The organism is Pseudoalteromonas sp. PS1M3, assembly GCF_016865405.1.
Lineage (GTDB): Bacteria > Pseudomonadota > Gammaproteobacteria > Enterobacterales > Alteromonadaceae > Pseudoalteromonas > Pseudoalteromonas marina.
In genome coordinates this window covers 1781873-1805105 of the sequence record NZ_AP022624.1, presented here as the reverse complement: position 1 = coordinate 1805105, position 23233 = coordinate 1781873, and the positions used below count along the sequence as shown (strand labels likewise).

General features: G+C 38.4%; 23 protein-coding genes. 13 read left to right on the top strand and 10 right to left on the bottom strand.

The window, feature by feature from the left end; translation table 11 throughout:
• Positions 1–10 precede the first annotated feature (10 nt).
• The 4 genes from PS1M3_RS08270 (at position 11) to PS1M3_RS08255 (ending at position 2154) form a co-directional block, all read left to right on the top strand.
• Positions 11–559, top strand: a complete 549-nt coding sequence (locus PS1M3_RS08270; protein ID WP_203987223.1) for a GNAT family N-acetyltransferase — start codon at positions 11–13, stop codon at positions 557–559.
• Between the two features lie 66 nt (positions 560–625).
• Positions 626–1429 (top strand): alpha/beta hydrolase, encoded by an 804-nt coding sequence (locus PS1M3_RS08265; protein WP_203987221.1) that lies wholly within the window; start codon positions 626–628, stop codon positions 1427–1429.
• Between the two features lie 74 nt (positions 1430–1503).
• Positions 1504–1737: a hypothetical protein gene (locus PS1M3_RS08260; RefSeq protein ID WP_203987219.1), complete on the top strand. Its 234-nt coding sequence runs from the start codon at positions 1504–1506 to the stop codon at positions 1735–1737.
• 108 nt (positions 1738–1845) lie between these two features.
• Positions 1846–2154 (top strand): DUF6419 family natural product biosynthesis protein, encoded by a 309-nt coding sequence (locus PS1M3_RS08255; protein ID WP_010556478.1) that lies wholly within the window; start codon positions 1846–1848, stop codon positions 2152–2154.
• A 220-nt stretch (positions 2155–2374) separates the two neighbouring features.
• Here the strand turns inward: PS1M3_RS08255 and bktB are convergent, their stop codons facing one another.
• The 6 genes from bktB to PS1M3_RS08225 all read right to left on the bottom strand — a co-directional run bounded on the left by bktB (position 2375) and on the right by PS1M3_RS08225 (position 8860).
• Positions 2375–3565 (bottom strand): beta-ketothiolase BktB, encoded by a 1191-nt coding sequence (gene bktB / locus PS1M3_RS08250; RefSeq protein WP_203987217.1) that lies wholly within the window; start codon positions 3563–3565, stop codon positions 2375–2377.
• 386 nt (positions 3566–3951) lie between these two features.
• A complete protein-coding gene (locus PS1M3_RS08245; protein ID WP_203987215.1) occupies positions 3952–4554 on the bottom strand; it encodes a thiamine biosynthesis protein ThiC in 603 nt (200 codons plus the stop codon).
• 196 nt (positions 4555–4750) lie between these two features.
• Positions 4751–5455, bottom strand: coding sequence for a metal-dependent hydrolase (locus PS1M3_RS08240; RefSeq protein WP_203987212.1), 705 nt, complete (start codon positions 5453–5455; stop codon positions 4751–4753).
• Between the two features lie 75 nt (positions 5456–5530).
• Complete coding sequence (locus PS1M3_RS08235) at positions 5531–7162, bottom strand: sensor domain-containing diguanylate cyclase (RefSeq protein WP_203987209.1); 1632 nt, start codon at positions 7160–7162, stop codon at positions 5531–5533.
• Positions 7155–7595: a hypothetical protein gene (locus PS1M3_RS08230; RefSeq protein ID WP_239104496.1), complete on the bottom strand. Its 441-nt coding sequence runs from the start codon at positions 7593–7595 to the stop codon at positions 7155–7157. Before PS1M3_RS08230 ends, PS1M3_RS08235 begins: the two co-directional genes overlap by 8 nt.
• Before the next feature lie 2 nt (positions 7596–7597).
• Positions 7598–8860, bottom strand: coding sequence for a porin (locus tag PS1M3_RS08225; RefSeq protein WP_239104495.1), 1263 nt, complete (start codon positions 8858–8860; stop codon positions 7598–7600).
• Positions 8861–9094: 234 nt separating this feature from the next.
• On the opposite strand from PS1M3_RS08225, the gene PS1M3_RS08220 reads away from it, so the two are divergent.
• The 4 genes from PS1M3_RS08220 (at position 9095) to PS1M3_RS08205 (ending at position 14822) form a co-directional block, all read left to right on the top strand.
• Positions 9095–9910, top strand: coding sequence for an ABC transporter ATP-binding protein (locus PS1M3_RS08220; protein ID WP_203987200.1), 816 nt, complete (start codon positions 9095–9097; stop codon positions 9908–9910).
• Entirely contained in the window at positions 9910–11358 is a 1449-nt protein-coding gene (locus PS1M3_RS08215; RefSeq protein WP_203987196.1) for a DUF3526 domain-containing protein, read from the top strand. Before PS1M3_RS08220 ends, PS1M3_RS08215 begins: the two co-directional genes overlap by 1 nt.
• Positions 11355–12626 (top strand): DUF3526 domain-containing protein, encoded by a 1272-nt coding sequence (locus PS1M3_RS08210; protein ID WP_203987194.1) that lies wholly within the window; start codon positions 11355–11357, stop codon positions 12624–12626. Before PS1M3_RS08215 ends, PS1M3_RS08210 begins: the two co-directional genes overlap by 4 nt.
• A gap of 84 nt (positions 12627–12710) precedes the next feature.
• Complete coding sequence (locus PS1M3_RS08205; protein ID WP_203987192.1) at positions 12711–14822, top strand: TonB-dependent siderophore receptor; 2112 nt, start codon at positions 12711–12713, stop codon at positions 14820–14822.
• Between the two features lie 83 nt (positions 14823–14905).
• On the opposite strand, the gene PS1M3_RS20045 is transcribed toward PS1M3_RS08205, so the two are convergent.
• Both PS1M3_RS20045 and msrA read right to left on the bottom strand, forming a co-directional pair.
• The gene (locus PS1M3_RS20045) at positions 14906–15820 is read right to left on the bottom strand and encodes a 2OG-Fe(II) oxygenase (RefSeq protein ID WP_239104494.1); all 915 of its coding nucleotides are present in this window, start codon (positions 15818–15820) and stop codon (positions 14906–14908) included.
• 174 nt (positions 15821–15994) lie between these two features.
• A complete protein-coding gene (gene msrA / locus PS1M3_RS08195; RefSeq protein ID WP_039037031.1) occupies positions 15995–16594 on the bottom strand; it encodes a peptide-methionine (S)-S-oxide reductase MsrA in 600 nt (199 codons plus the stop codon).
• Between the two features lie 492 nt (positions 16595–17086).
• Here msrA and PS1M3_RS08190 point away from each other — a divergent pair, with 492 nt between their 5' ends.
• Entirely contained in the window at positions 17087–17281 is a 195-nt protein-coding gene (locus PS1M3_RS08190; protein ID WP_006792974.1) for a CPXCG motif-containing cysteine-rich protein, read from the top strand.
• 57 nt (positions 17282–17338) lie between these two features.
• Here the strand turns inward: PS1M3_RS08190 and PS1M3_RS08185 are convergent, their stop codons facing one another.
• Complete coding sequence (locus tag PS1M3_RS08185; RefSeq protein WP_006792973.1) at positions 17339–17539, bottom strand: hypothetical protein; 201 nt, start codon at positions 17537–17539, stop codon at positions 17339–17341.
• Between the two features lie 91 nt (positions 17540–17630).
• On the opposite strand from PS1M3_RS08185, the gene PS1M3_RS08180 reads away from it, so the two are divergent.
• Together PS1M3_RS08180 and PS1M3_RS08175 are read left to right on the top strand one after the other, a co-directional pair.
• Positions 17631–18119 carry a GNAT family N-acetyltransferase gene (locus PS1M3_RS08180; protein ID WP_203987188.1) on the top strand — a complete coding sequence of 163 codons (489 nt, stop codon included), beginning with the start codon at positions 17631–17633 and terminating at the stop codon, positions 18117–18119.
• Between the two features lie 15 nt (positions 18120–18134).
• A complete protein-coding gene (locus PS1M3_RS08175; protein WP_203987186.1) occupies positions 18135–19016 on the top strand; it encodes an alpha/beta hydrolase in 882 nt (293 codons plus the stop codon).
• Positions 19017–19226: 210 nt separating this feature from the next.
• Here the strand turns inward: PS1M3_RS08175 and PS1M3_RS08170 are convergent, their stop codons facing one another.
• Positions 19227–20435, bottom strand: a complete 1209-nt coding sequence (locus PS1M3_RS08170) for a porin (protein WP_203987185.1) — start codon at positions 20433–20435, stop codon at positions 19227–19229.
• A 518-nt stretch (positions 20436–20953) separates the two neighbouring features.
• On the opposite strand from PS1M3_RS08170, the gene PS1M3_RS08165 reads away from it, so the two are divergent.
• Together PS1M3_RS08165 and purE are read left to right on the top strand one after the other, a co-directional pair.
• Entirely contained in the window at positions 20954–22543 is a 1590-nt protein-coding gene (locus PS1M3_RS08165; RefSeq protein ID WP_074210169.1) for an ABC-F family ATPase, read from the top strand.
• A gap of 205 nt (positions 22544–22748) precedes the next feature.
• Positions 22749–23231 carry a 5-(carboxyamino)imidazole ribonucleotide mutase gene (purE, locus tag PS1M3_RS08160; RefSeq protein ID WP_006792966.1) on the top strand — a complete coding sequence of 161 codons (483 nt, stop codon included), beginning with the start codon at positions 22749–22751 and terminating at the stop codon, positions 23229–23231.
• The last annotated feature ends 2 nt before the right edge of the window (positions 23232–23233 follow it).

The window sequence follows — 23233 nt, the reverse complement described above, 5'->3', positions numbered from 1 at the left end:
TAGGAATGAAATGGACTTTCCAATATTAAACACTCCACGCATTGTGCTTGACCAAGTAACAGTAGCAGATTCTATGGCCCTGTTTGAGCTTTTTTCAAACCAGTCGGTTATAAAATATTACGATTTAGAAGCTATGACTGATTTAACCCAAGCGAGCAATTTAATCACGTTATTTAATGCTCGTTTTAGTGAAAACTTAGGAATACGCTGGGCTATTAGGTTAAAAAAATCTAATAAACTGATTGGTACTTGTGGGTTTAACTCATGGAACGCCAAAATGCAAAGTGCTGTTATTTGTTATGATTTACAGCCCGATTATTGGGGGAAAGGGTATGTAACAGAAGCAGTAAATTGTATTGTAAAAGCAGCTTTTGAAGGTAAATTACCGTGTAGCATACACCGAGTACAAGCCGATACTGTTTTAGGTAATGCCGCGTCTGAGGCGGTATTATTAAAAGTAGGTTTTAAAGAAGAGGGTATAAGGCGCCAAAGTGGCTATTGGAAAAACCAATTTCACGATCTTAAATGCTTTGGGTTGTTAAAAACAGAGTACATGTAAATGTTTAGGGGGCTCATAGAAGCTCAGTAAGGAACTCATATTAAGATTTTTTTAAAGCTATCGTTATTGCTGCTTATTGTATATTTTACGGTTATTTTAATTTCTCTTAGATTTTATTTATCTGACTTTATTTTTAAAAATATAGAGCATTCGCAAACAAGTGAAACACAAAGATACTCAATAAAACATGGAAATAATGAATTAATCATTCGCCATTATAAGCCTGAATTAGCAAAATATTGTGCGATATTTTTTCCTGGAAGGTCTGGCAATATTAGTCGATATGAAAAAGAAATATTTAAACATGCATTAGCCCGCAATATTTCAATATTTGCCATTTCATTTCCAGGTTATGACGGGGCCGAAGGTAAATCTAGTTACAAAACTGTGCTGACAACAGGTAAAACAGCCCTAGAGTATATAAACGATCGTACAAGCTGCAAAATATCAGAGTCTGTATTTATTGCTCGCTCGCTAGGGGCTATGGTTGCTGTAAAACTTGCAGAATATAATAAGCCTAAAGGTTTTTTACTTGATTCAGTCGCTGTCTCTTTGTCATCAGTGATTGGTAATCACTTTAAAAATAATCCTTATTTATGGCTTGGTTCACTATTACCATTAGCAAATATTATGGAGTACGACCCTAAGCTTTCAGAATCCATGGATTTATTAACATATGCACCTGTTGTTATATTTCAAGGAGAGCACGATGCATTAACACCCTATAAAGATATACATGTACTCTCTGAGCGTTTCAACAACATTGAATTAGTCAAAGTAATTAATGGTTCACATAGTGATGCACATAAAAAAGAAATTGATTTGTATATTAATACGTTAGAGACTTTGTTCGAGCTCAGAAACGAGTAGCCTTTTAAAATACAGGCAGCCTACATGCTAATTAATTTTTAAGTTAAATTTAAAGGAATACAAAGGAAATTTATATGAAAGACATTAAACGTATTTGGTTTTGGTTTACGCTAGTTGTGTGCCCATTATTAATAATGTTAGGTGTAGCGACTTTTGCACAGTTATTAGGGGAGTATGTGTATTCGCCTAAATATAGCTTTTCTTCGTTATCTAGCTTTCAAATTGTGTTTATGGCTGGTGGAATTTGTGCACTTTCTATATTTTTAACCACAATAAAAGAAGCCAAAATACGCTTTTTTACAAAATGAGTTCGTTAACATTAGAAATTGCGGATGTTAAGCAGACCCGGCAAAATTAATTTGGTTTAATCCTCTTTTAATTACTTGGATTAAACGCCACTTATCATTGAGGTTATTATGTTTAAAATAATAATTGGATGTGCTGTTATATTTTCATTCGTTTGCATGTTACTCGCCGTTGCACCATTTACGCCTGCGATTTTAGGTTCATTTTTTATGTTGTTGTTTGCAGGGGCTATAGGGTACAAAGGCTACCTTCAATCAAGTTTGGTATTATTGTTAATCAATACGCTGGCGGTTATTGGCAGCCCAGCTATAAACATTGGTAACAACAATACATTACTGTTTTTACCGATTTTATTTTTAATATCATTTGGTGGTGCTTTTTTGGGGGTAAGAAAGTTAACGTGTAAACACGTTTTATAAATCGAGTTTTGCCCAACGATAATAGTTAAACTATAAAATGAGGTAACTCTTATTTTTCTGTTTGAAGAGTTTTTAAATAATAAATTTTCACAAACAAAGACTCAAGAGGAAGCTCGCGTAAATATATAGCCTTACACGTTTTTACCTCCTCTATAAGCAAAGCGCTTCTAAACTCTCTTTGTGAAAAAACTTTTATAATTAAACCTAATGAGGCCTAAAATTAAAGCGCTTCAAAAATGGCTGCTATGCCTTGCCCGCCGCCAATACACATAGTAACTAGCCCATATTTACCGTCAATGCGTTTTAGTTCGTATAAGCATTTTGTTGATAAAATAGCGCCTGTTGCACCAACTGGGTGACCTAGCGCTATGGCGCCGCCATTCGGGTTCACCTTATGTGTAGGAAAGTTTAACTCGTTCGCTACGCATAAGGCTTGCGCTGCAAAGGCCTCATTAGACTCAATTATATCAATGTCGTCGATTGTTAAGCCCGTTTTTTCAAATACTTGCTGTACAGCGGGAATAGGTCCAGTTCCCATTAATGAGGGTTCAACACCAGCACGAGAATAGCCAATAAGTCGTCCAATAGGTTGAAGCCCTTGTTCGTGGGCTTTTTGTTCAGACATAAGTACAAGCATAGCTGCGCCATCGTTTATACCTGAAGATGAAGCAGCTGTTACTGTGCCATTTTCTTTAAAGTAGGGCTTAAGTGTGGCAAGTTTGTCAGTTGATGTGTCTGCACGAACATGTTCATCTGTATCAAATATTAGGCTCCCTTTACGCGTTTTAATTTCGATTGGCACTATTTGCGAATTAAAAAGACCTTTTTCAATTGCTTTAGCTGCTTTATTGTGACTTTGTGCTGCGTAATTATCTTGTTCTTCGCGGCTGATTTTATATTTTTCTGCGACATTTTCTGCGGTGATCCCCATAGGATTGTTATCCCACGGATCTTGTAATGTTGTTGTAAGCTCGTCTAACATTACGCTGTTGCCCATTTTTTGTCCCCAGCGGTTACTTTGAAGTGTATAAGCCGATGTGCTCATACTTTCTGAACCACCAGCAAGGGCTGCGTCCACATCACCCAATTGAATTTGTTGCGCTGCTTGTATTATTGCTTCTAGGCCCGAGCCACATAAGCGATTAAGTGTAACTGCATGGCTGCTGATAGGTAGCCCGGCATTTAAACCGATAACACGAGATAGGTAGGCATCTTTTGGGCCATTATGTATTACCTTACCAATTACGGATGAACCTATTTGGTTTAAGGGAATATGTGCTCTTTTAATGGCTTCTTTTGCGCAAAGTGTACCAAGCTCTGCAGGGGTAAAGTTTTTAAGGGTGCCGCCAAAACTGCCAATTGCTGTTCTTACGGCACTTAATACAACAACACCGGTATTAGATTTTGTCATTTTTTCTCTTTATTATTAATCTATTAGCGAAGTAGGGTATGCTAAATAATTAAATTTAGCTTGTATTAGCACTTTAGCATACTAATGAGGTGGGTAAAAAAGCAAAGTTATAAATAATAAATAGTGCTACCAATTTAAAGCCTACAGAAATATAGCTTTGTTTACGTGCATATTTTATTTAATAGATTCAAGGACTCTTTTACAGGCGATTTAAATAAACATGAAGGCAGTTATATTTTTTTAGTCAATTAGATAAATAGGTTTAGAGATAAACAATTTGGAATACGTTGGGCGAATGGGTTAAATGTAAAACATCGGCCCATATAAAATATTAGCCGATGTTTATAACCTATAAAATATATACCTTGCTTGTAAGATATTAGGCCTTAGTCTGCTTTGCGGTAAAGGCTTATTAAGCATATTGATAAAAGTAATGTTGCAATCATACCTGAAGCACCAGCAACGCCTGATGGTAAAAATCCATCACGGCCAAAAATAATTAATAAAGCATTGGCAAGCATTGCAACACCGCCTGTAAGGGCTGTAAGGCTACCAATGGCTTTGCCACCTTTAGCAATAAAAGATAGGCCAAATACAAGGGCTGCTAAGCCTAATAATAATTTAGCTGCATAGTAAATCATGAATGATAAAGACACTACACCACCAATTAATGGTTGTGCGCCTTCTACTGCGCCCGCTACTTTTCCAAATGTTGAAAATAAAGTTAGGCCAATACTTACTTGTATTATGTTAAGAACAGCGCTAAATGTGATTGCCGACCAGCCTAGTTGAGAATTTTTTGCTTGCAGCATAGCTGCACCTGCAAATGCAACAAGTACTGTGAACAGCACCGCTTCTAGACCCCATGCGTACTGCCTTGAAAAGCTAATTCCGCCACTGTAAAGCGCTGTAAAAATAGCCTGTGTTATCGCTAACGCCAACAATAAAGATGCTGCAATTAGGGTGGTGCGTTTATTCGTAAATTCCATTAAGAACCTCTTATAATTTATATTTGACGCTTTAAATGATGCAAAAGCTTTCGAACTTGCAGGTATAAGACAGGTGAAACTATTTAATTATTTCGTTTAAAATTATAAAAATATTTTGTATCAAATAGTGGCAACTAATTTAGCAATGTTATAACTAGTTAAAGTTAGTAACATTGCAAACTGCGCTATTACTAAACTAACTAGATAAAAACCTAAAATGAGACCAGTCACTCAAGGCCGATATAGTTTGCGCTGTAGGAGGGGCCACATAGATTAAACATGTAATAGCTATAATCGAAGCCAATGTAATTAATTTATTATCAAATTCAGCCACTTTTAGAGCCGATCCAAATGACCGTTTTATTTCCACATTACTTAAATCTACGCTGTAAATTTCATCGAGCAATAAATGAATGAAGCCGCCGAGTAAAATAAACCCACCTGTTAACCAGGCAAAAGTTGCCGAATAAAGGGTTGATTGGTCATTCAATTGCCATGTTACTTGTGTTGTTAACAACGCGCAAAGCAGTATAAATAATAAAGAGTGGCAACTGCCTCTATGTACTGTGATCCATTCAAAAATGGGCCTGACAATATATTTCATAAATCCATATACTAACAAAGGCACTACAATTAACTCGACAAAACTAATTTGAATAGTTAGCTCTGTGGTAATGTAATGCATTACTATTAATACAGTACTTAGCGCAAATAAGTTAAAAATAGTATCGAGTGATGTGGAGTTATCAGAGTCTATGTCTGGTAATAAGCCGCCAATGGAGCCTAAAAACCACAACCAAAGTGCGCCGTTTAAATCAATGTGATCTGCAGATAATAATGTGGCTGAGCTTAAGCCGGTGATGATAACAGCGGTATTTAGATGAGTATTGAAGTTTGCCATTGTATATCTTGATAGGAAAATAGGTTTGCATTTTAGCAATTGAAAACTTAATTGTTCAATATACTTAAGAGGATCTTATTTTTTTAACTCGTCATAAAAGGCAACATTTCCGCGGCCTGTTTCTTTTACCTGGTAGAGCATTTGATCTGCGTTGAACATTAATTCAAGTAGTTCATTGCCATCATTAGGGGCCACTGCAATACCTATGCTTGCTCCTACTGCGCATTTTTTAGTTTGAGAAATACTAATGTCCTGCTGTAGCTCATCGATCAGAGCTATGGCTTGGTTCTGTGTTGCTGTTTTATCGTAAGTATTAATTTGCTGCGCAATGATGAATTCGTCACCGCCTAGGCGGATACATATGTCAGTATTGTTATTAAATCGCTTTTTAAAGCGGTTTGCTATCTCTATTAATACTTTATCACCGGCTTCGTGACCATAGGTATCATTAATGGGTTTAAATTTGTCTAAATCAATCATCATAAGCACAAGATGTTGGCCGTGTTTAGCGCATTCACGCAGTGCTTTTTTTAGGCGCTTTTCGCCGGCACGGCGATTAAATAGGTCAGTGAGTGGATCGTGATCGGCTTCAAATTGGGTTTGAAATTCACGTTCTGCTCGTTCGGTCACGTCATGTAAAATCACTTCTACTAATTGTTCTTGCTGGGGACTTCGGTTGTTTTGTCTTTGGTCTGTTAACCTTACAAATAAGCAATGAAACCAAACCGTTTTGTAGCCTATTTTACACTCAACATCTAATGTTGTTTGAGGTGGATTTATATCACTGCGAATATCTAACAGTAGACTTTGTAATTTTTCAACGTTATTTAATAATTCAGGGAAGTGCAAGGTTGATAACTTTTCTTCACCGGGTAGGGTAAAGTAATGTTTAAACGCAGGGTTAAAGGTAGTGATAGTATTTTTATCATCCAGTAAACAAATGCCAGCACTGGCTTGTTCAAATATAAGTCTAAATTTTGCTTCCAGTTCTTGTGTTTTTTTTCGTAGGGTTTGTTCATTGCTAATAGTTAAATGCAGCTCGTGCATTAAAGCATTTATATTTTGTGTTAATCGACTTATTTCATCTCGTTTACCCTGTTTAAAGCTTAACATTTTAAGGGTTTCAGGTTTAGATGGATTAATTTTAGCAAAGCTATCAGTAAGGTTTTGAATAGGTTTCGTAAGCCACCTTTGTACAACAAGCGACACAAAAAAAGCAATGACGATAGATTGTATTAGCATTAATATGAATTCTTTTTTTAGTGCGGCTTGTGCTTGTTGCTGTATAAATTTATCGTCGGGGTATATTGATAAAACGCCTATAAAAGTGTCATCTAGAAAAGGGTGAACAAGCTTAACTAATACTGCTTCTTTTTGTTTATTAATAGTTCCATTTGCAATAAATAACTCAATTTCTCCTTTTGTGTTTGATTTACCCTCTATGCTTGCGCCTTGCACAATATCGTTACTTAGCAAGCCGTTAATTATTTCTTGGCTTAATTCCTGATCGTTTAAATAAGCAGCTATAGTCGCTGCTTTTTCAACTGTATGAGCTAACTGCTGGACCAGTAGATAGTTGGTGTTTTTCTTTTCTTTAAGGTCTGAGTAATACGACAGCATTGCCGACACTATTGATACAACAATAGCAACTAAAGCAATAGATAAAGCGACTCGTAAGTAGAGTTTTTGGCTAATAATTTTAATCAAACGTGTATACCACTTTTACTGTATCTGTAACGTGCGACAAGGGGATATAGCCAATTGCATATTGCGATGATGCAATTGTTTTTAATGCATCTTCTAAAGAGGCTGATGATGTGGGGGGCTTTCCTCTGCCCGAAAATAATAACCTGGCCCAATACGCATTTATTTGCTGCTCATCTTTATTGACCAATTTTAAGTAAAAATCGTTTTTGAATGCTGATTTCGCGGGCAGATCGAGTGGCTTTGATATTTCACCATCAGGGAAAGTTGAATATCGGCCCATATAAATATCTATTACTTCTCGTTTCGATAAGGCATTAATAGTATTATTTTTGTTCACCACTACAACAAATTCAGTAGACTCGGCATACATGCTAACAACTAGCAGAAACATGGAAAGTATTAAATTAAAGCCAAGATTACGAGCGATTATCATAACTAAAAAACCATGCTAGCATTTAAGCTGAGTACATGTACTTTGTGACCTTTATCGACATCTGCAGGATTACTTAAGCTCCATAATCCCGCACCAACTGGTTTTATATCAAAGCGATCTAGTTGAGCTTTTAGAGCTAACCGCTCTGATAGTTGCCATTTTACACCTACGTTTATCGAATGCTGATGTACATAGGGAATCTTAATTGAAGCTTGAGTAGCTAGAGCCAGTTGTTGTATTGGTTTTGATATTTGTTCGGGTGTACCGGGTGAAAAAACAGGGTCAATTACTTTAATTACATTGTGGCGGTTTTTTGCTGCAGAAAAGCTAGTGTAAAATATTGCATTGTTTACTCGGTAACCTGCGCTAATGTAACTGTTGAGTACTGATGGTGCAATTATCCAATCTGACTCTGAAATACCCATTTCAGATTGAATAAGCCAATTATCATAATCGTAAGTAAGCCCAAATGCAGCGTACTTTATACTATTTCCCTTGGTATTAAATTTGTTCGATATTGTTTGCGCTTGTGGCCATATACTTTGCGGCACAGAGTCTAGTGAAGATATAAACTCATCCAATGCGGTTAGTTTGTAATCGCCAAAACTGGACCTTGATAATGAAAAACGCATTGTCCATGCATCTAAAGAGTATGTTGCACTAAGGGTTGTTAAATTATCAAAATCAATAAAAAAATCGTCATTATAGGCCTGTATTTTTGCTGTAGAGCCACCATAAGCGAGTTTTAAGCGTAAGAAGCCATCGTTAATGGCTTTACTGTATTCAACGTCTATTCCATCAAAATTACCTGCAATGTTTGCAAACGAGTAATACGAATGAGGCGGGCGCACCCACAAGTAAGCGTATCCAACGTAAGGGTACTCAGACAGTAAGTAAAGGTCGCTGTTTAACCTACCTGCGCGGATGGCCCAGTTACGTGATGGGCGGTAACGTACAAAAGCAAGCTCTAAAAAATTATCAAAGCTTTTGAAGGCATGATCTTGTATTACTACTTGAACTACAGAATCCCAGTTATTTGACAAAGATATATTTGCCTGGCCACCTAAAATTGAATCACGCGTAGCTGAAAAACCAGACTTGTTTACATTTGAATAATTAGATGCAAAGCCAATATCTGAGTCGTCAGTGTAACTAAGGGCAAAAGATGCAAATCCGCTAAATTGAACATCAATGTCATTTGCATAGCTTCTATCAGTTGCAGATATTGCCATTAATACGGTGATAATGAAGCCTATGATCCGCATGTTATCCTGTGTTTATTTAATTAAACATAATAAAAAGATAGCACAATATCTTAAATTACCAACTCGCCAGAATGCTAGGGTTGATGGTCTGTGATCACGCTTTTAGTGTCATATTATTTTACACGTTCAGCTGCTTGAAATATTGATTAAAAATACAATGTTATATTGTTGCAATTAATTGTTGTTATAGTATAACATCCTCCACATTGAATTTTTCTTTAATAGAGTGTGAATGTGACAACACCTACTGCAATTAATCAAACATCACAAGTAGAACCTCAACGAGCTGAAAATACCAGCAATTCTTTATTAAATAGTACTCATAAAAATAAAGGTGAAGCCATTATTGAAGTGGACTCGCTAAGTTTTAGTATTAAAAATAACGCCATTTTAAAAAACTTAAATTTTACTGTGGGCTCAGGCGAAATTTATGCACTACTTGGCGGTAACGGTGCGGGTAAATCAACCACGTTAAAAACGTTACTGGGTTTTAATAAACCAACAAAAGGCTCGGTAAAAGTAGCGGGTAAAGAGGTGAGCAAAGCACTTGACTTTGTTCGCACTAAAACGGCGTACTTACCTGAGTCTGCAACGTTATACCCGCATTTAACAGCACGCGAAAACGTAAAATACTTTTTGTCACTTGCTGATATTAATAAAACAGATGAGCAGATTAATGCCGCGTTTAACCGTGTAGCGCTGCAACAGGCTGCATGGGAGCGTCCTATGCAAACGTATTCTAAAGGCATGAGGCAAAAAACCGCAATTGCTTTGGCTATTTTACGTGAAGCCCCGATATTTTTCCTTGATGAACCTACATCGGGCCTTGACCCTGTTGCCATAGATGAGTTTAACCATTTGGTGCGTGAGCTTGCATTAACGGGTGCCACTATTTTAATGGTTACGCATGATGTATACGGAGCCTGCCAAGTAGCTAACCGTATAGGGTTACTAAGAGCGGGCGAGCTGGTGGGCGAATTTGACGCGCCAGAAAACGGCCGCATTGATACCGAACAAGTGCATGCAGCCTTTGCGCAAAGAGGCGCGTAATGAGTATAAATAACTTTTCAAAGGTGGTTATAGTTGCCAAAGATGAATGGCGCTATTGGCTTCGCTCAAAACTAGCAATGACCGTTTTAGCCATTGGCTTACTGCTTACGCTTTCATCGGTTGTGGTGACCGCAATTACTATGCTTGAACTAAGCCATGATCGCCATGAACTTCAATCAAATGCCGAGCAAAGTTTTATTCAGCAGCCCGATCGTCACCCACACAGAATGGTGCACTATGGGCACTATGCCTTTAGAACGCCTTCACCACTGAGCACCCTCGACCCAGGTATTGACGCATACACAGGTAACTCAATATTTTTAGAAGGGCATAGGCAAAATAGTGCAATGTTTGCCGATCAACGCCAAGGTACAGCGCTTACTAAATTAGGAAGCTTAACGCCAGCTTTTATAGTGCAAACACTAGCGCCGTTACTGCTTATATTAATTGGCTACAGCTCTATTAGTCGTGAGCGTGAATCGCAAACGCTGTCGTACTTATTAGCGCAAGGCACGTCGGGTATTACGCTTATTGCCGGTAAAGGTTTAGCACTGCTTTCGGTTGTGGGCTTAATTATTGCGCCACTGGCTGTATCGGCTTTGTTTACGGTATCTGCGGGTGAAAGCTTATTAGCCGTTGCCAGTTTTGTTGTCGGTTACGCTTTATATTTAACTGTGTGGGTATTACTGATTTTACTCGCATCGAGCGTGTTTAGTAAAAACAGTGGTAGTTTTACGGCGCTTGCGTTTGTATGGATTTTACTGTGTATTGTTATGCCGCGAGTAGCAAGTACTACGGCCTCAACGGCTGTGCCATCTGCCGGTAAAATAGAAACCGATTTTGCTGTTAAAGCCGAGCTTAGAAAACTAGGCGATGGCCATAACACTAACGACCCTGCATTTAAGCAATTTAAACAATCACTCCTTAAAAAGTACAACGTAAATAGCATTGATGAGCTGCCAGTAAACTTTAGAGGTTTAGTAGCCAGTGAATCAGAGGCTAAACAAGCCAACGTACTAAACCAATTTGCTGAGCAACGTATGCAAGCCGAACTTAAGCAAACGCAGGTATCGCGTTATTTTGGTTGGGTATCCCCTATGGTGGCTATTCGCTCGCTTTCTATGATTGTGGTGGGTACAAGTATAGAAACGCATCATCGCTTTTTACGCGAAACTGAGCAACTTCGTTTTGATTTTGTGCAAGGGCTTAACAAAGTTCATATTGAAGAGCTTGATTACAAAGTTGACATGAACCGAAACGCCAATGCTGCAGCCACTAAAAAAGCACGTGTAAGCGCTCAAAACTGGCAAATACTTCAAGACTTTAATTTTAATGTAGACAGTGCAGATGTTCGCGCACAAAGAAGTGTACCTGCTTTTTTACAGTTATTACTGTGGATTGTAGTACTTGTCGGCGGTATTAAATTTGTAGGAAAACGTTTGTTATGAGCTATTTAATTACACAACTTATGCGTGAATGGGGCTTTTTACTGCGCCAAAAATACGTAGTGGTATTACTACTGTGTAGCTTTATTTTATCGGGTTTTGCTATTTACAGCGGTTTAAGTGAAGTAAGCGCACAGCAGCAAACAATAGAGCGTTTAAAAGCAGCAGATCAAAGCGACCGCGCTAAAGTACAGAAAAAGCAAAGCGATGCAGGCATGTTAGCGTATTACAGCTTTCATTTAACGTACTCGCAGCCATCTAAATTGGCATTTGCTGCCTTAGGTGAGCGCGATATATTCCCATGGAAACACCGCATTAATTTATTAGCACTTGAGGGGCAAATTTACGAAAGCGATGCACAAAATGCTGAGCTGGCTCAGGCCGGTAAAATAGATTTTGTGTTCGTAATTAGTGCGCTAGCGCCACTGGTTATTATTTTGCTGTTTCATGATTTATTTGCCAGCGAGCGTACCAGCGGTAGGCACGATTTATTAGTCACTACAGCTAAGTCTTACTTTGCTTTGTGGGGCGCTCGTATAACCGTAAGGTTTGTAGCAATAACAGTGTGTTTAATGCTGCCATTTTTTGTGGGTGCATTTATAGCTGGGGCAAGCGGGTTTGAAGTGGCGTATGTATCGCTGTTGTGTATTGCCTACCTTGCATTTTGGACTGCACTAAGCGTGTGGTGGGGTAAAAATGCAACCAGTGCGCCACGTGTTGCCTCTAGCTTAATTGGTTTGTGGGTGTTGTTTGCTTTTATTATTCCTATTTTAGGCGACCTTGCTATAAACAAGTCAGTGCATTCGCCTAAAGGTGGCGACATTATGCTTACTCAACGCGAGGCCGTAAATGATGCGTGGGATTTACCAAAATCTGCCACTATGCAGCCTTTCATTAAAGAGTACCCAGCGCTTGCACCATATATTGATATGAAAAGCGAATTTGAATGGAAGTGGTATTACGCATTTCAACAAATGGGCGATTTAAAAGCGGCAGAGCTTTCAAAGGCCTATCGCGACGCAGCCGCTAAAAAATACCAGTTAGCCGGTTTTGTATCTTGGGTTTCGCCACCGCTGTTATTGCAGCGCAGCTTAACCCGTGCTGCCAATACCGATTCAATTGCCGCGTATGCTTATGAGCAGCAAATTAGAGATTATCATCAACAATTACGAGAGTTTTACTACCCGTGGTTATTTTACCAAGGCGACCCAACTAAAGCAGCCCTTGAAAACATGCCACGCTTTGAAAACACCACACAAAGCGGCAACTAAAAATACAGCGCTAAACGTACCTGTTTAGCGCGATTAAAAATACTACATAACTATAAAATACTTACATTACTCACAAGGTTCACAATGAAAACCAATACAAAAGGGCTCAAGCTCACCTATTTAAGTACTTGCTTAGTAAGCTTATTTAGCAGCCACGTTATGGCCGCTGAGCAAAACCAGCAAAATAAAAGCGTAAAGGATGACGCAATTGAAAAAGTAACCGTTGTTGCATCTCGCCAGGCATATCAAGGTAACTTTAGCCCTTTAGAAACACCGCAGTCAGAGCTTAAAATTGATTTAGAAGCCCTTGAAAACGCAGGCGCAGTAAGCCTTGATCAAGCGCTTGATTTATCAGCCTCGGTTGCGCGACAAAACAACTTTGGTGGGCTGTGGAATAGCTTTTCGTTACGTGGCTTTGTAGGTGACGAAAACCTGCCAAGTAACTACTTAGTAAATGGCTTTAATGCAGGACGTGGCTTTGGAGGCTCACGTGATTTGTCGGGTATTGAGTCGGTAGAGGTTTTAAAAGGTCCGCGAGCGGCTTTATTTGGCCGTGGTGAACCAGGTGGCACCGTAAACTTAGTTACTAAACGTCCAACGTTTGATACACAAGGTGAAATTAAGGTCTCTATAGGGAGTTTTGATACTTACCGCGCCGATATTGATTACACTACAGCGCTTAACGACGACGTAGCGATTAGATTGGTTGGTTTTTACGAAGACGCAGAAAGCTTTAGAGATACCATCGAAACCACTAAGCAAGGCTTTAGCCCGTCAATCGTGTGGAATATTAATAATAACAGCCAACTAATATACGAGCTTGAATATAGCGACCAAGAAGTACCGTTTGATAGAGGTGTATTAGCCATAGATGGCGAACTTGGCCTTATACCTGAAAGCCGCTTTTTAGGTGAGCCGGGCGATGGCCCAATTGAAGCCGATGTACTGGGGCACCAGTTAGAATATATTCATGACTTTGATGATAGCTGGAGCATTTTATTTGGTGCCAACTACCGCGATACTTCTTTAGAAGGCTTTGCAACCGAAACCGGCTTTGGTGGTGTAGTTAATGACGAAGTAAACCGCTTTAGACGCTATCGTGATTACGATTCTACTTATCAAGTACTGAGAGCTGAAGTGAGCGGTAACGTTAACGTAGGAGGCTTTGAAAATCGTTTAATAATCGGAATAGATACCGACAAATTTGAAAATGATCAATTTGCACTGCGTGTACGTGGCGATCAATACATTAATGTATTTAACCCTGTTTACGGCGCCTACGAATTACCAACGCCAACATCAAATACTGACCGCGTAGAAATTCAAGAATCGGTAGGGTTATTCATTCAAGATCAAATAAGCCTAACCGATAAGTTAGATATACGTATTGGTGCACGTTTTGATGATTACGAGCAGCGCTTCAATAACCGCTTAACTAACACCAAAACTAAACAAACGCAGTCACGCGTGATCCCGCAGTTTGGTGTGGTTTATCAAGCAAGCGATTATGTATCTGTTTATGGTGCTTACGGTGAAAACTTCCGTCCGCTTTCGCGGGCCGATGCCAATGGCGATGGTTTTGAGCCAAACCAATCTGCATCTGCTGAGCTGGGTGTTAAATTTACATTAAACGATGGCGCACTATTTGGTACTGTTGCTGTGTTTAAAGTAGAGCAAGACAACATGCTAGTAGTAGACGATGCAACAGCGTTTACTTACGCAGCCATTGGTGAAGCACAAAGTAAAGGGATAGAAATAGACCTAACGGGTGAGCTTACCGATACGCTTGAAGTTTGGGCGTCGTATGCGTACGTTGATGCAACAATCGAAAACTCATTTTTTGATACCAACTTTGGTTACACAGTAGAAGCGGGCGCGTCACTATTAAACGTGCCAGAGCAACAACTTAGCTTACAATTAGTACAATCAACAGTTCTATACGGTAAAGCCATTAAGTTTGGTGGTGGTTTATTACATGTGGGCAAGCGTAACGGCTTTTTTGGTACCGATTTTGAACTACCAAGTTACACAACAGCGCGTGTTTTTGTAAATTACGATGTGACAAACGAAATTGGCATTGCGGCTGAGGTAAATAACCTGTTTGATGAAACGTATTACACAAACTCGTTTGCCGATGCGTGGGTACAACCTGGTACACCAAGAAACGTTAAGTTTTCTGCATCATATAAATTTTAAATTTAAGTAAGTCATACAATGAAAAGGCTGCTTTTGATAGCAGCCCTTTATACAGTTAATCTCTCTTTCAATAGTATTAAATACTAAAAGGGTACATAACCGTCAGGTATTGATTGTGGCGTTGTCCAACGCTCTTTTGCATCTATATGATTACGTTGTGCACCATGGGCTGGTAAGCGGCCTCGGTCACCAAATAACCACATTACAAAATTTGTTCTATCACCTGTTAGGATAGGTTTAGCAGCATGAGCAACATTGCCTCTGTGTATCATTGCACAACCCGGTTTAAAACTGAGCTGAGTGACTTTACCTGTTTGTTGGTCATAAAAGTCGAGTTCTGATCCTGTAAATTTTTCTTCAGGTAAATTTAAATTAATATTTAACGTGACCGCTGACGCATCGGTATGTGGGCGAATAGACGCATCTGTGTTGGGATCGTAGTAAATAGAAAACCCAAATGTTTGCGTGTCATAACCCATAATCTCAGGAAACAATAAGCGCGAAATGGGTCTCATATAATTGTTTAAGACTTCGTTATAAAATGCCTGAAAATTTGGCGCTGCTAAATAACCACTTGAACGCTTATCAAGCATTACACCACGCCTGTTTAATACAATTCCGTATGGTGGGCGCATAGGGATACCAGAGCTCCACACTTGTTCAAGGTAACCGCGTAAATCAGATAGACGCTCTGGGTTAAAAAATTGAAACTCGTACACATCTGGTGCTACTTCTTTAAGAAGCGATTTTACCAAATGTTCTTTAGTAGGATCTTGCCAAGCTTTAGTAATCGCTTCGTGTAAGTTTTTATCAAGCAAAGAATCATCGAGTGTAAAAGCTGATTGATTAAGTTCGCTTAGTTCCCATTCACTCCAAGCATTTGTTATTAATTCGTTATTGTTTGACCAAAACTGTTGAACTGAATGCTCACGGTTTAACATAGCTTGACGTGTTGGTAAATCAAGTGCTCTGGCTAGTTGTAATTGATTAGTTTTCATATTGTGTCACTCCAGTTATTGAATACAGGTTTAACAATTTAGGACTCTATTTTATTGGTGTGGATAAAATTAATAAATAGCACTTTAAAGTAAACAGTATATATAAAAAATTAATAATAGAGTGGCTTAAGTTTAAAAGGCTACACAAAATGCAGCCTGATTTAACAGCAGCTATTAATGGGTGACTCTGTCGCCCCATATATCTTCAAGACGGCTGTCGCGACCACATCGCCAACGATATGTGTTGTAGCGAATAGGATTATTTTTATAATAATCCTGATGGTAGCTTTCTTTTCCTTTAATGGGGTAAAAGGTGGAGGCGTTTAGTATAGGTGTTACTACTGTTTGATTAGGGAACTCATTCACAACGGCCTGTTTTGTTTGTTCAGCTATTTTACGTTCTTGCTCGTTAGCTACAAAAATCGCGCTTAAATAGCTAGGGCCTTTATCACAAAATTGGCCTTTGGCATCAAAGGGATCAATATTCACCCAATAGTGATCAAGTATGCCTTTGTAGCTGACTACTTGCGGGTCGTAAGTAATTTGTACTGCCTCGTAATGGCCTTTGTGGTTACCACTGTAGGTTGGGTTTTTAAGCTTACCGCCTGTGAAGCCTGATATTACATCTTTTACACCTTCAAGCTTTTCAAAGTCGCTTTCCATACACCAAAAACACCCACCGGCTAAAACCGCTTTTTCGGTTTTTGCAGCATGAGTAAAAGTGCTAAACAAAATTGCGGCAGATGTTAATGCAAGCGTAAGTGATTTTTTCATATAATAATCTACCTCTAGTATGAGTTTAAATACATATTCTTTATAGCTAGACCTGCTAACTGTTATTACTATTTCATTGCTTAGGGCCTGTTGACCTTTCAGGATTAAAATTTGTTCTAACTAGGGACGATTTAATCGTGGCGCGAGGTTTGTAACCTAGAGGGCTAAGTAAAAACCGAGCAACAAAGAGTTAATCGCCCCTAGGACGAACCTTCTGGCAGCGCGTGTTTGGTATTTATACTGCGTTATCGCCTATTTATGGGGAGTAACCACACTACATAGGCTCTGCCTTGCCTAAATCCCAAACACACTGCTGCAAATTTAACCTCGAAAGATAAACAGGCCCTAGTGTATACAGGATGCAAAGTAACGTACGTAATACTTTGTAGTTAAAGCCACATTTTGAATAAGTAACCCACATAACACTATGTTGTATTATTAAAGCGTGTTTATTAAAGTGGAAACATTGATGAATAAATTAGCAGGTGTTAAATGAACCAGTTAACCGAAAAATCGATAAACTGCCCGTATTGCGGCGAAAGCATTGAAGTATTACTTGATGCAGCTGATATTGATGAACAATATATAGAAGACTGCCAAGTATGCTGTAAGCCAATTACATTTGTCGTATTTGAACATGATGATGATTTGAACGTAAACGTTTACGATGAAGACGATACATTTTAAATTGGCGTTAATTATAAAAAAGGCTGCTTAACTGCAGCCTTTTTTATTGATGGAGCGTTAGCTATTTTGCTCTCGAGCTAGCTGGTTAGGGAGTAGCTCTTCAATAATTTCACGTGCTGGTAATGTGTAACGTGTACCATCAAACATAACAGAGGTAAATTCGTTAATGTTAGTGATTCCGGTTAAGGTCCAACCTTCACCACGTTTAGGGCAGTAAACTGTAGTTGTTGGTTGTATCACTTTAAAGTCGTCACTCATGCTTGGCTGCTCTCAATTTAATGCTTGTTAATACGTTATGGTAAGTTAATAATACGCGTTCATAAAGTGCTATTTAATTTTGTATTACAACATGTATAAAAATTTGGCTACACCTCGTGTCACGCTTCGCTTAATATCCCATAAAGATGCTGCCAGTATGCATGCTATTTTAAATAATCCTCTTGTTAGCCAGTTTAATGACTACACAACACCCCTTAGCAAAAGTGATATTAAACAATTAATACAAAATGATATTAGCGGCTATTATGAGGGAGAAGTTATACGCTTTACGATTAAACAGAATACCCTCAATAAAGTAATTGGTAGTTGTGGTCTGTATAAAATTAATAAAGAAGCAAGAACCGCATTTTTAGGTTTTGAATTAGATCCTGAATTTTGGCAACAGGGCTACATGAAAGAAACGCTGCAAACTTTAATCCCAAAACTTGTTATGCATTACGAGTTAATAATGCTTTACGCAGAGGTTAACAAAGCTAATACGGCTTCGTGCAAGTTGCTTGAGGGACTAGGGTTTACTAATAACGAAAATATTTGGGTTTGTAGTCTTAAAAATAATTAGTAAAAAGAGAGATACATGTCGTTAAAAATTAATAAAAACTATCTAATTAACCTCGGATTAGCAGTCATTACGTTAAGCTTACTTATTTTAGGCGGCCGCTACTACAATCATTATGTATCGGCTTATACAGACATTACACTTGATTCAAAAATTTTAAATGAATCGCGTAAGGTATTTATTAGGCTACCCGTTAACTACGATACCAATAAAGTTTATTCGTTAATAATAAAAACCGATGGTAACTTTAACCTAGATACGTGGAATGAAACATTAGCGTCATTCTCAAACAAAGCACAGGCCGAGCAAGCTATATTGGTATCAATCCCTAACTTGTTTTTTACGGCTACTCGAAATCGTGATTTGGTACCTCCTTATGCTCGCCAAGACGTTAATACCCAAGCGCCTGAAACAAACAATATAGAACCCAACGGAGAAGCAGATAAGTTTTTACAGTTTATAGAGTTAGAATTATTACCTTATTTGACTAATCGATTTAAATTAAACAATAACCGTATTTTAAGTGGTTTTTCTGCTGGTGGCAGTTTTGTGCTTTATACGCTTCATACTAAACCGGATTTGTTTAATGGCTATTTTGCGTTTAGTCCTGCCGCCTGGTATGACGATATGACGGTAGTAAACAAAGTTGACTCGTTTTTAAAGGCGTCGAATAAAATGTTTAAAAAGCCAACGTATTTGTTTTTATCGGTAGGTGAGGAAGAGCATCCGCTTATGTTAGAGGCGTATAGTAATTTAGAGCAAGCATTAAAGGCCAGCCCTAACGAGCACTTAAAGTGGGAATCTGTTATTAATCCCAATGCGGAACATAACGATAATCCAAGACTAAGTGTTGCAGATGCGTTAGGTGGATATCAAAAGTTTTTAAATAAAAGGCCTTAATATGTTGCTAAACCAAACGTTGTAAACAGCCTACAAAATATATATACAGGTTTGCTTTAAGTAAGTTTATGTAAACCCCGTAAAGAACACATCATACAATATATGGTAAAAGTTAATCTTAGCAGGTGATTGTATATGAGAAATAATAAGAAAGAGTGAGGTTAGGGTACAGCGCCCTAAGTCACTAGAGCGCGAAAGGGTAATTACTTTCTACAATTGATATCTAAATCCAAATGCAATGCCGTCATCTTCTGACTGCTCCATTTGTGCTTGCTGATCTTTATCATTGCTTTCAAAGTCACTAAAATCCTTACGTGCTTCTATATACGTAATTGTGTCTTCGTCAATTAAATAATGAACACCAATAACAGCAAATTGACGTTTAAATACATCGTTCGGATCGGTATTAAAGTTTGGCTGAATTACGTAATCATCGCCTGCATCAAATACGTTGTAGGCAATAAAAGGGCGAAAATCGTTGTCAAAGCGGTACGATGCAAATGTTTCTATACCTATTGCATCTTTAATTAAGCGACCAAGATTATCGGTGTCATGATTTTTGTTTTTATTAATATTAGCTGAAACATAAAGACCTTTTTGATCTACTCGACCCCACATAATGCCTGCACCGTATATTAGGTCTTCAACATTTTGTGTGGTGCCATCACCGTAAGTTAAATCAAACTCGCCTCGGTTTACACCGGCTGTAAGCGTTAACATGTCAGTAGGGGGATAAGTAACCGAAGCACCAAAGGTGTAGTTAAATTCTACTTGTTGGGCAGCTGTATCGCCTGCATTCCAAAGTGTTTCGCATTCTTGTTCTGTAATGTCACTAACGTCACAGGTATAAAACTCGCTGTTTTTGAGCTGTGCTTGCAGTGTAAAACTTAAGTCATTGTAGCTATTGCGATATTGAATAAGTTTATCGCCTCGGCCCGTACCGTTTACTGCGCCATCGTCCTTGTTATAGGTATAAACACCCGCTGCATTACCATCCCATACAAAGCTGTTATTTGTGCTATAAACAACGTCGTACCATGCACCCCATTGCTTACCAATTGTAATTTGCCCGTATTTATCATGCGAGAGGCCGGCATAGCCTAAACGGTTATATAAAAATTCATCCTGGATTGATTCAAAGCGATTGTTATAAATAATATCGCTACTACCTACAGGGTTTACACCCCACTCAACTAGTCCTAAGGCTTTCCAGCCTTGCTTAAGTTTTCGATCAATTTTAAAATTTATACGTGATGTACCGTTCACGACTTCAGTTTGGTTTTGCGTATTTATTACTCTTACGTCTATAAAACCACCCACACTCATTGAATTGCGCTCGTCCGTGTATATGTTTACTTCAGAGAATACTGAAGGGCTAACCATTATTGCTACTAGCATTGATGTTAGTTTCAATTTCATTGTGTGTTTCCTTGTGTGCGATGTGGTCAATGATAAGTGCAGGGCACACTAGCAAACACCTTTGTTTGTCAAAAGTGAAAAAACATCATCGAAATTTTATACATAATAGGTAGACATTCACATTGAGTTAATTGTGTTTTTAAGTTGTTATGAATGTGTATTTTTATAGTAAATACACAAGTAGTTTGAAAATTTACAACCTTAAAAACATTTAATTATTGTGATGATTTTTCAAGTTAGCTATTAATTATGTTTCTAGTATAAAAACTCTAATTCTTATGTTTTTCAATTAAATAGCATAACTTTACTTAATTTTTAAAAATTTATATGAGCATGGCTATTTAGCATTAAATTTAATATTAACCATAAGGTAAATACCAAAATAAAATTAGAAATCTGTACTCTTAATCATTAAGTTTTGGTGCTTGGTAAGTTTGATTTGTGATAGAAAAATAGGCCATTTTGGTTTAAACTGCGCGCAATTTAAATACATCCTGTCTCCCTTGGAGGGTAGCGCTATTATTAGTACAGCTAACATCACCATGCAATTTGGTGCTAAACCGTTATTTGAAAATATCTCAGCAAAATTTGGCGAAGGAAACCGTTACGGTTTAATTGGTGCAAATGGTTGTGGTAAATCAACATTTATGAAAATACTCAGTGGTGAACTAGAGCCATCTTCGGGTAACGTAAGCACTGATCCAAATGAGCGTGTTGCTAAACTAAATCAAGACCAGTTTGCTTACGAAGAATACTCTGTAATTGATACTGTGATCATGGGTCACAAAGAGTTATGGGCTATTAAACAAGAACGTGATCGTATTTATTCTTTACCTGAAATGAGTGAAGAAGACGGTATGAAAGTAGCCGATCTTGAAACTGAATTTGCTGAAATGGATGGTTACTCAGCCGAGTCTAAAGCGGGTGAGCTTTTATTAGGTGTTGGTATTGCTACTGAGCAGCACTATGGTCCTATGTCTGAAATTGCACCGGGTTTTAAACTGCGAGTGTTACTTGCACAGGTTCTGTTTTCTGACCCTGATATTATGCTACTTGATGAGCCTACCAATAACTTGGACATTTACACTATCAAGTGGTTAGAAGATGTATTGAATCAGCGCGATTGTACTATGATAATCATTTCGCATGACCGTCACTTCTTAAACTCTGTGTGTACACACATGGCCGACATAGATTACGGTGAGCTACGCATTTATCCTGGTAACTACGACGAATACATGTTTGCAGCAACGCAAGCACGTGAACGCCTATTAAGTGAAAATGCAAAGAAGAAAAGTCAAATTGCCGAGCTCCAGCAGTTTGTATCACGCTTCTCGGCTAATGCTTCAAAAGCTAAGCAAGCCACATCGCGTGCTAAGCGTATCGATAAAATTCAGTTAGACGAAGTAAAAGCATCATCTCGTCAAACACCGTTTATTCGTTTTGACCAAGAAAAACAGCTGTTCCGCAACGCGCTAGAAATGACAAGTATCAGCCAAGGTTTTGAAGACAATACTTTATTCTCAGGCCTTGAAGGTTTAGTTGAAGTTGGCGAGCGTATTGCCATAATTGGTGAAAACGGCGTAGGTAAAACAACGTTACTTAACACGTTAGCAGGAAAACTTACACCAAAGGCAGGTGAATTTAAGTGGTCTGAAAACGCTAACATCGGTTACTATGCGCAAGACCACGCTGACGAATTCGAAAAAGACATGAACTTGTTTGAGTGGATGGAGCAATGGCAGCAAGAAGGCGACGACGAGCAAGTTGTTCGCAGCTTTTTAGGTCGTATGTTGTTCTCACAGAACGATATTAAAAAGTCGGTAAAAGTAATATCAGGTGGTGAGCAAGGCCGTATGTTGTTTGGCAAAATTATGATGCATAAACCAAACATACTTTTAATGGATGAGCCAACCAACCACATGGATATGGAATCGATTGAAGCACTAAACTTAGCGCTTGAAGCATACGAAGGCACTTTACTTTTTGTATCGCATGACCGCCAGTTTGTCTCTTCTGTTGCAACCCGTATATGGGAAATTAAAGACGGTAAAATAATCGACTTTAGAGGTAATTACTCTGAGTACCTAGCAAGTAAAGAAGCGTAATTACGTTGCAACTTCAGATTTACAAAAAGCCATGTTTAACATGGCTTTTTTTGTTTTTGTTGTGTATTAATTATTTATAAAAAATTAGCCTTTAATCTTCATTTAATACCATTCGAACCTCGCAAATTAAACGTGTTTGGGTATAATACCCGCCTAAAACCGGACATAAGTCCGCTATTTTAAAATACATTACTGAGGAGTATTTATGACTGTTGGCATTATTATGGGTTCTAAGTCAGATTGGCCAACCATGGAACACGCTGCACTGATGCTAGAGCAGTTTGGTATTAAGTACGAAACCAAAGTTGTATCTGCACACCGCACTCCTCAATTACTTGCTGATTATGCAAGCTCTGCTGCAGAACGTGGCATTAAAGTTATTATTGCCGGCGCAGGTGGCGCAGCCCATTTACCGGGTATGGCAGCGGCTTTTACATCTGTTCCTGTTTTAGGCGTTCCTGTGAAATCAAAGGCATTAAATGGTGTTGATTCTCTATTGTCAATTTGCCAAATGCCAAAAGGGGTAGCAGTAGGTACCTTAGCAATTGGTGAACCAGGCGCTGCAAACGCAGGCTTATTAGCCGCACAAATTTTAGGGTGCCATAACCCCGACATTTTTGAAAAAATCGAAGCGTTTCGTAAAAATCAAACAGACACAATATTAGCCAACCCAAACCCTGCAGAGTAACA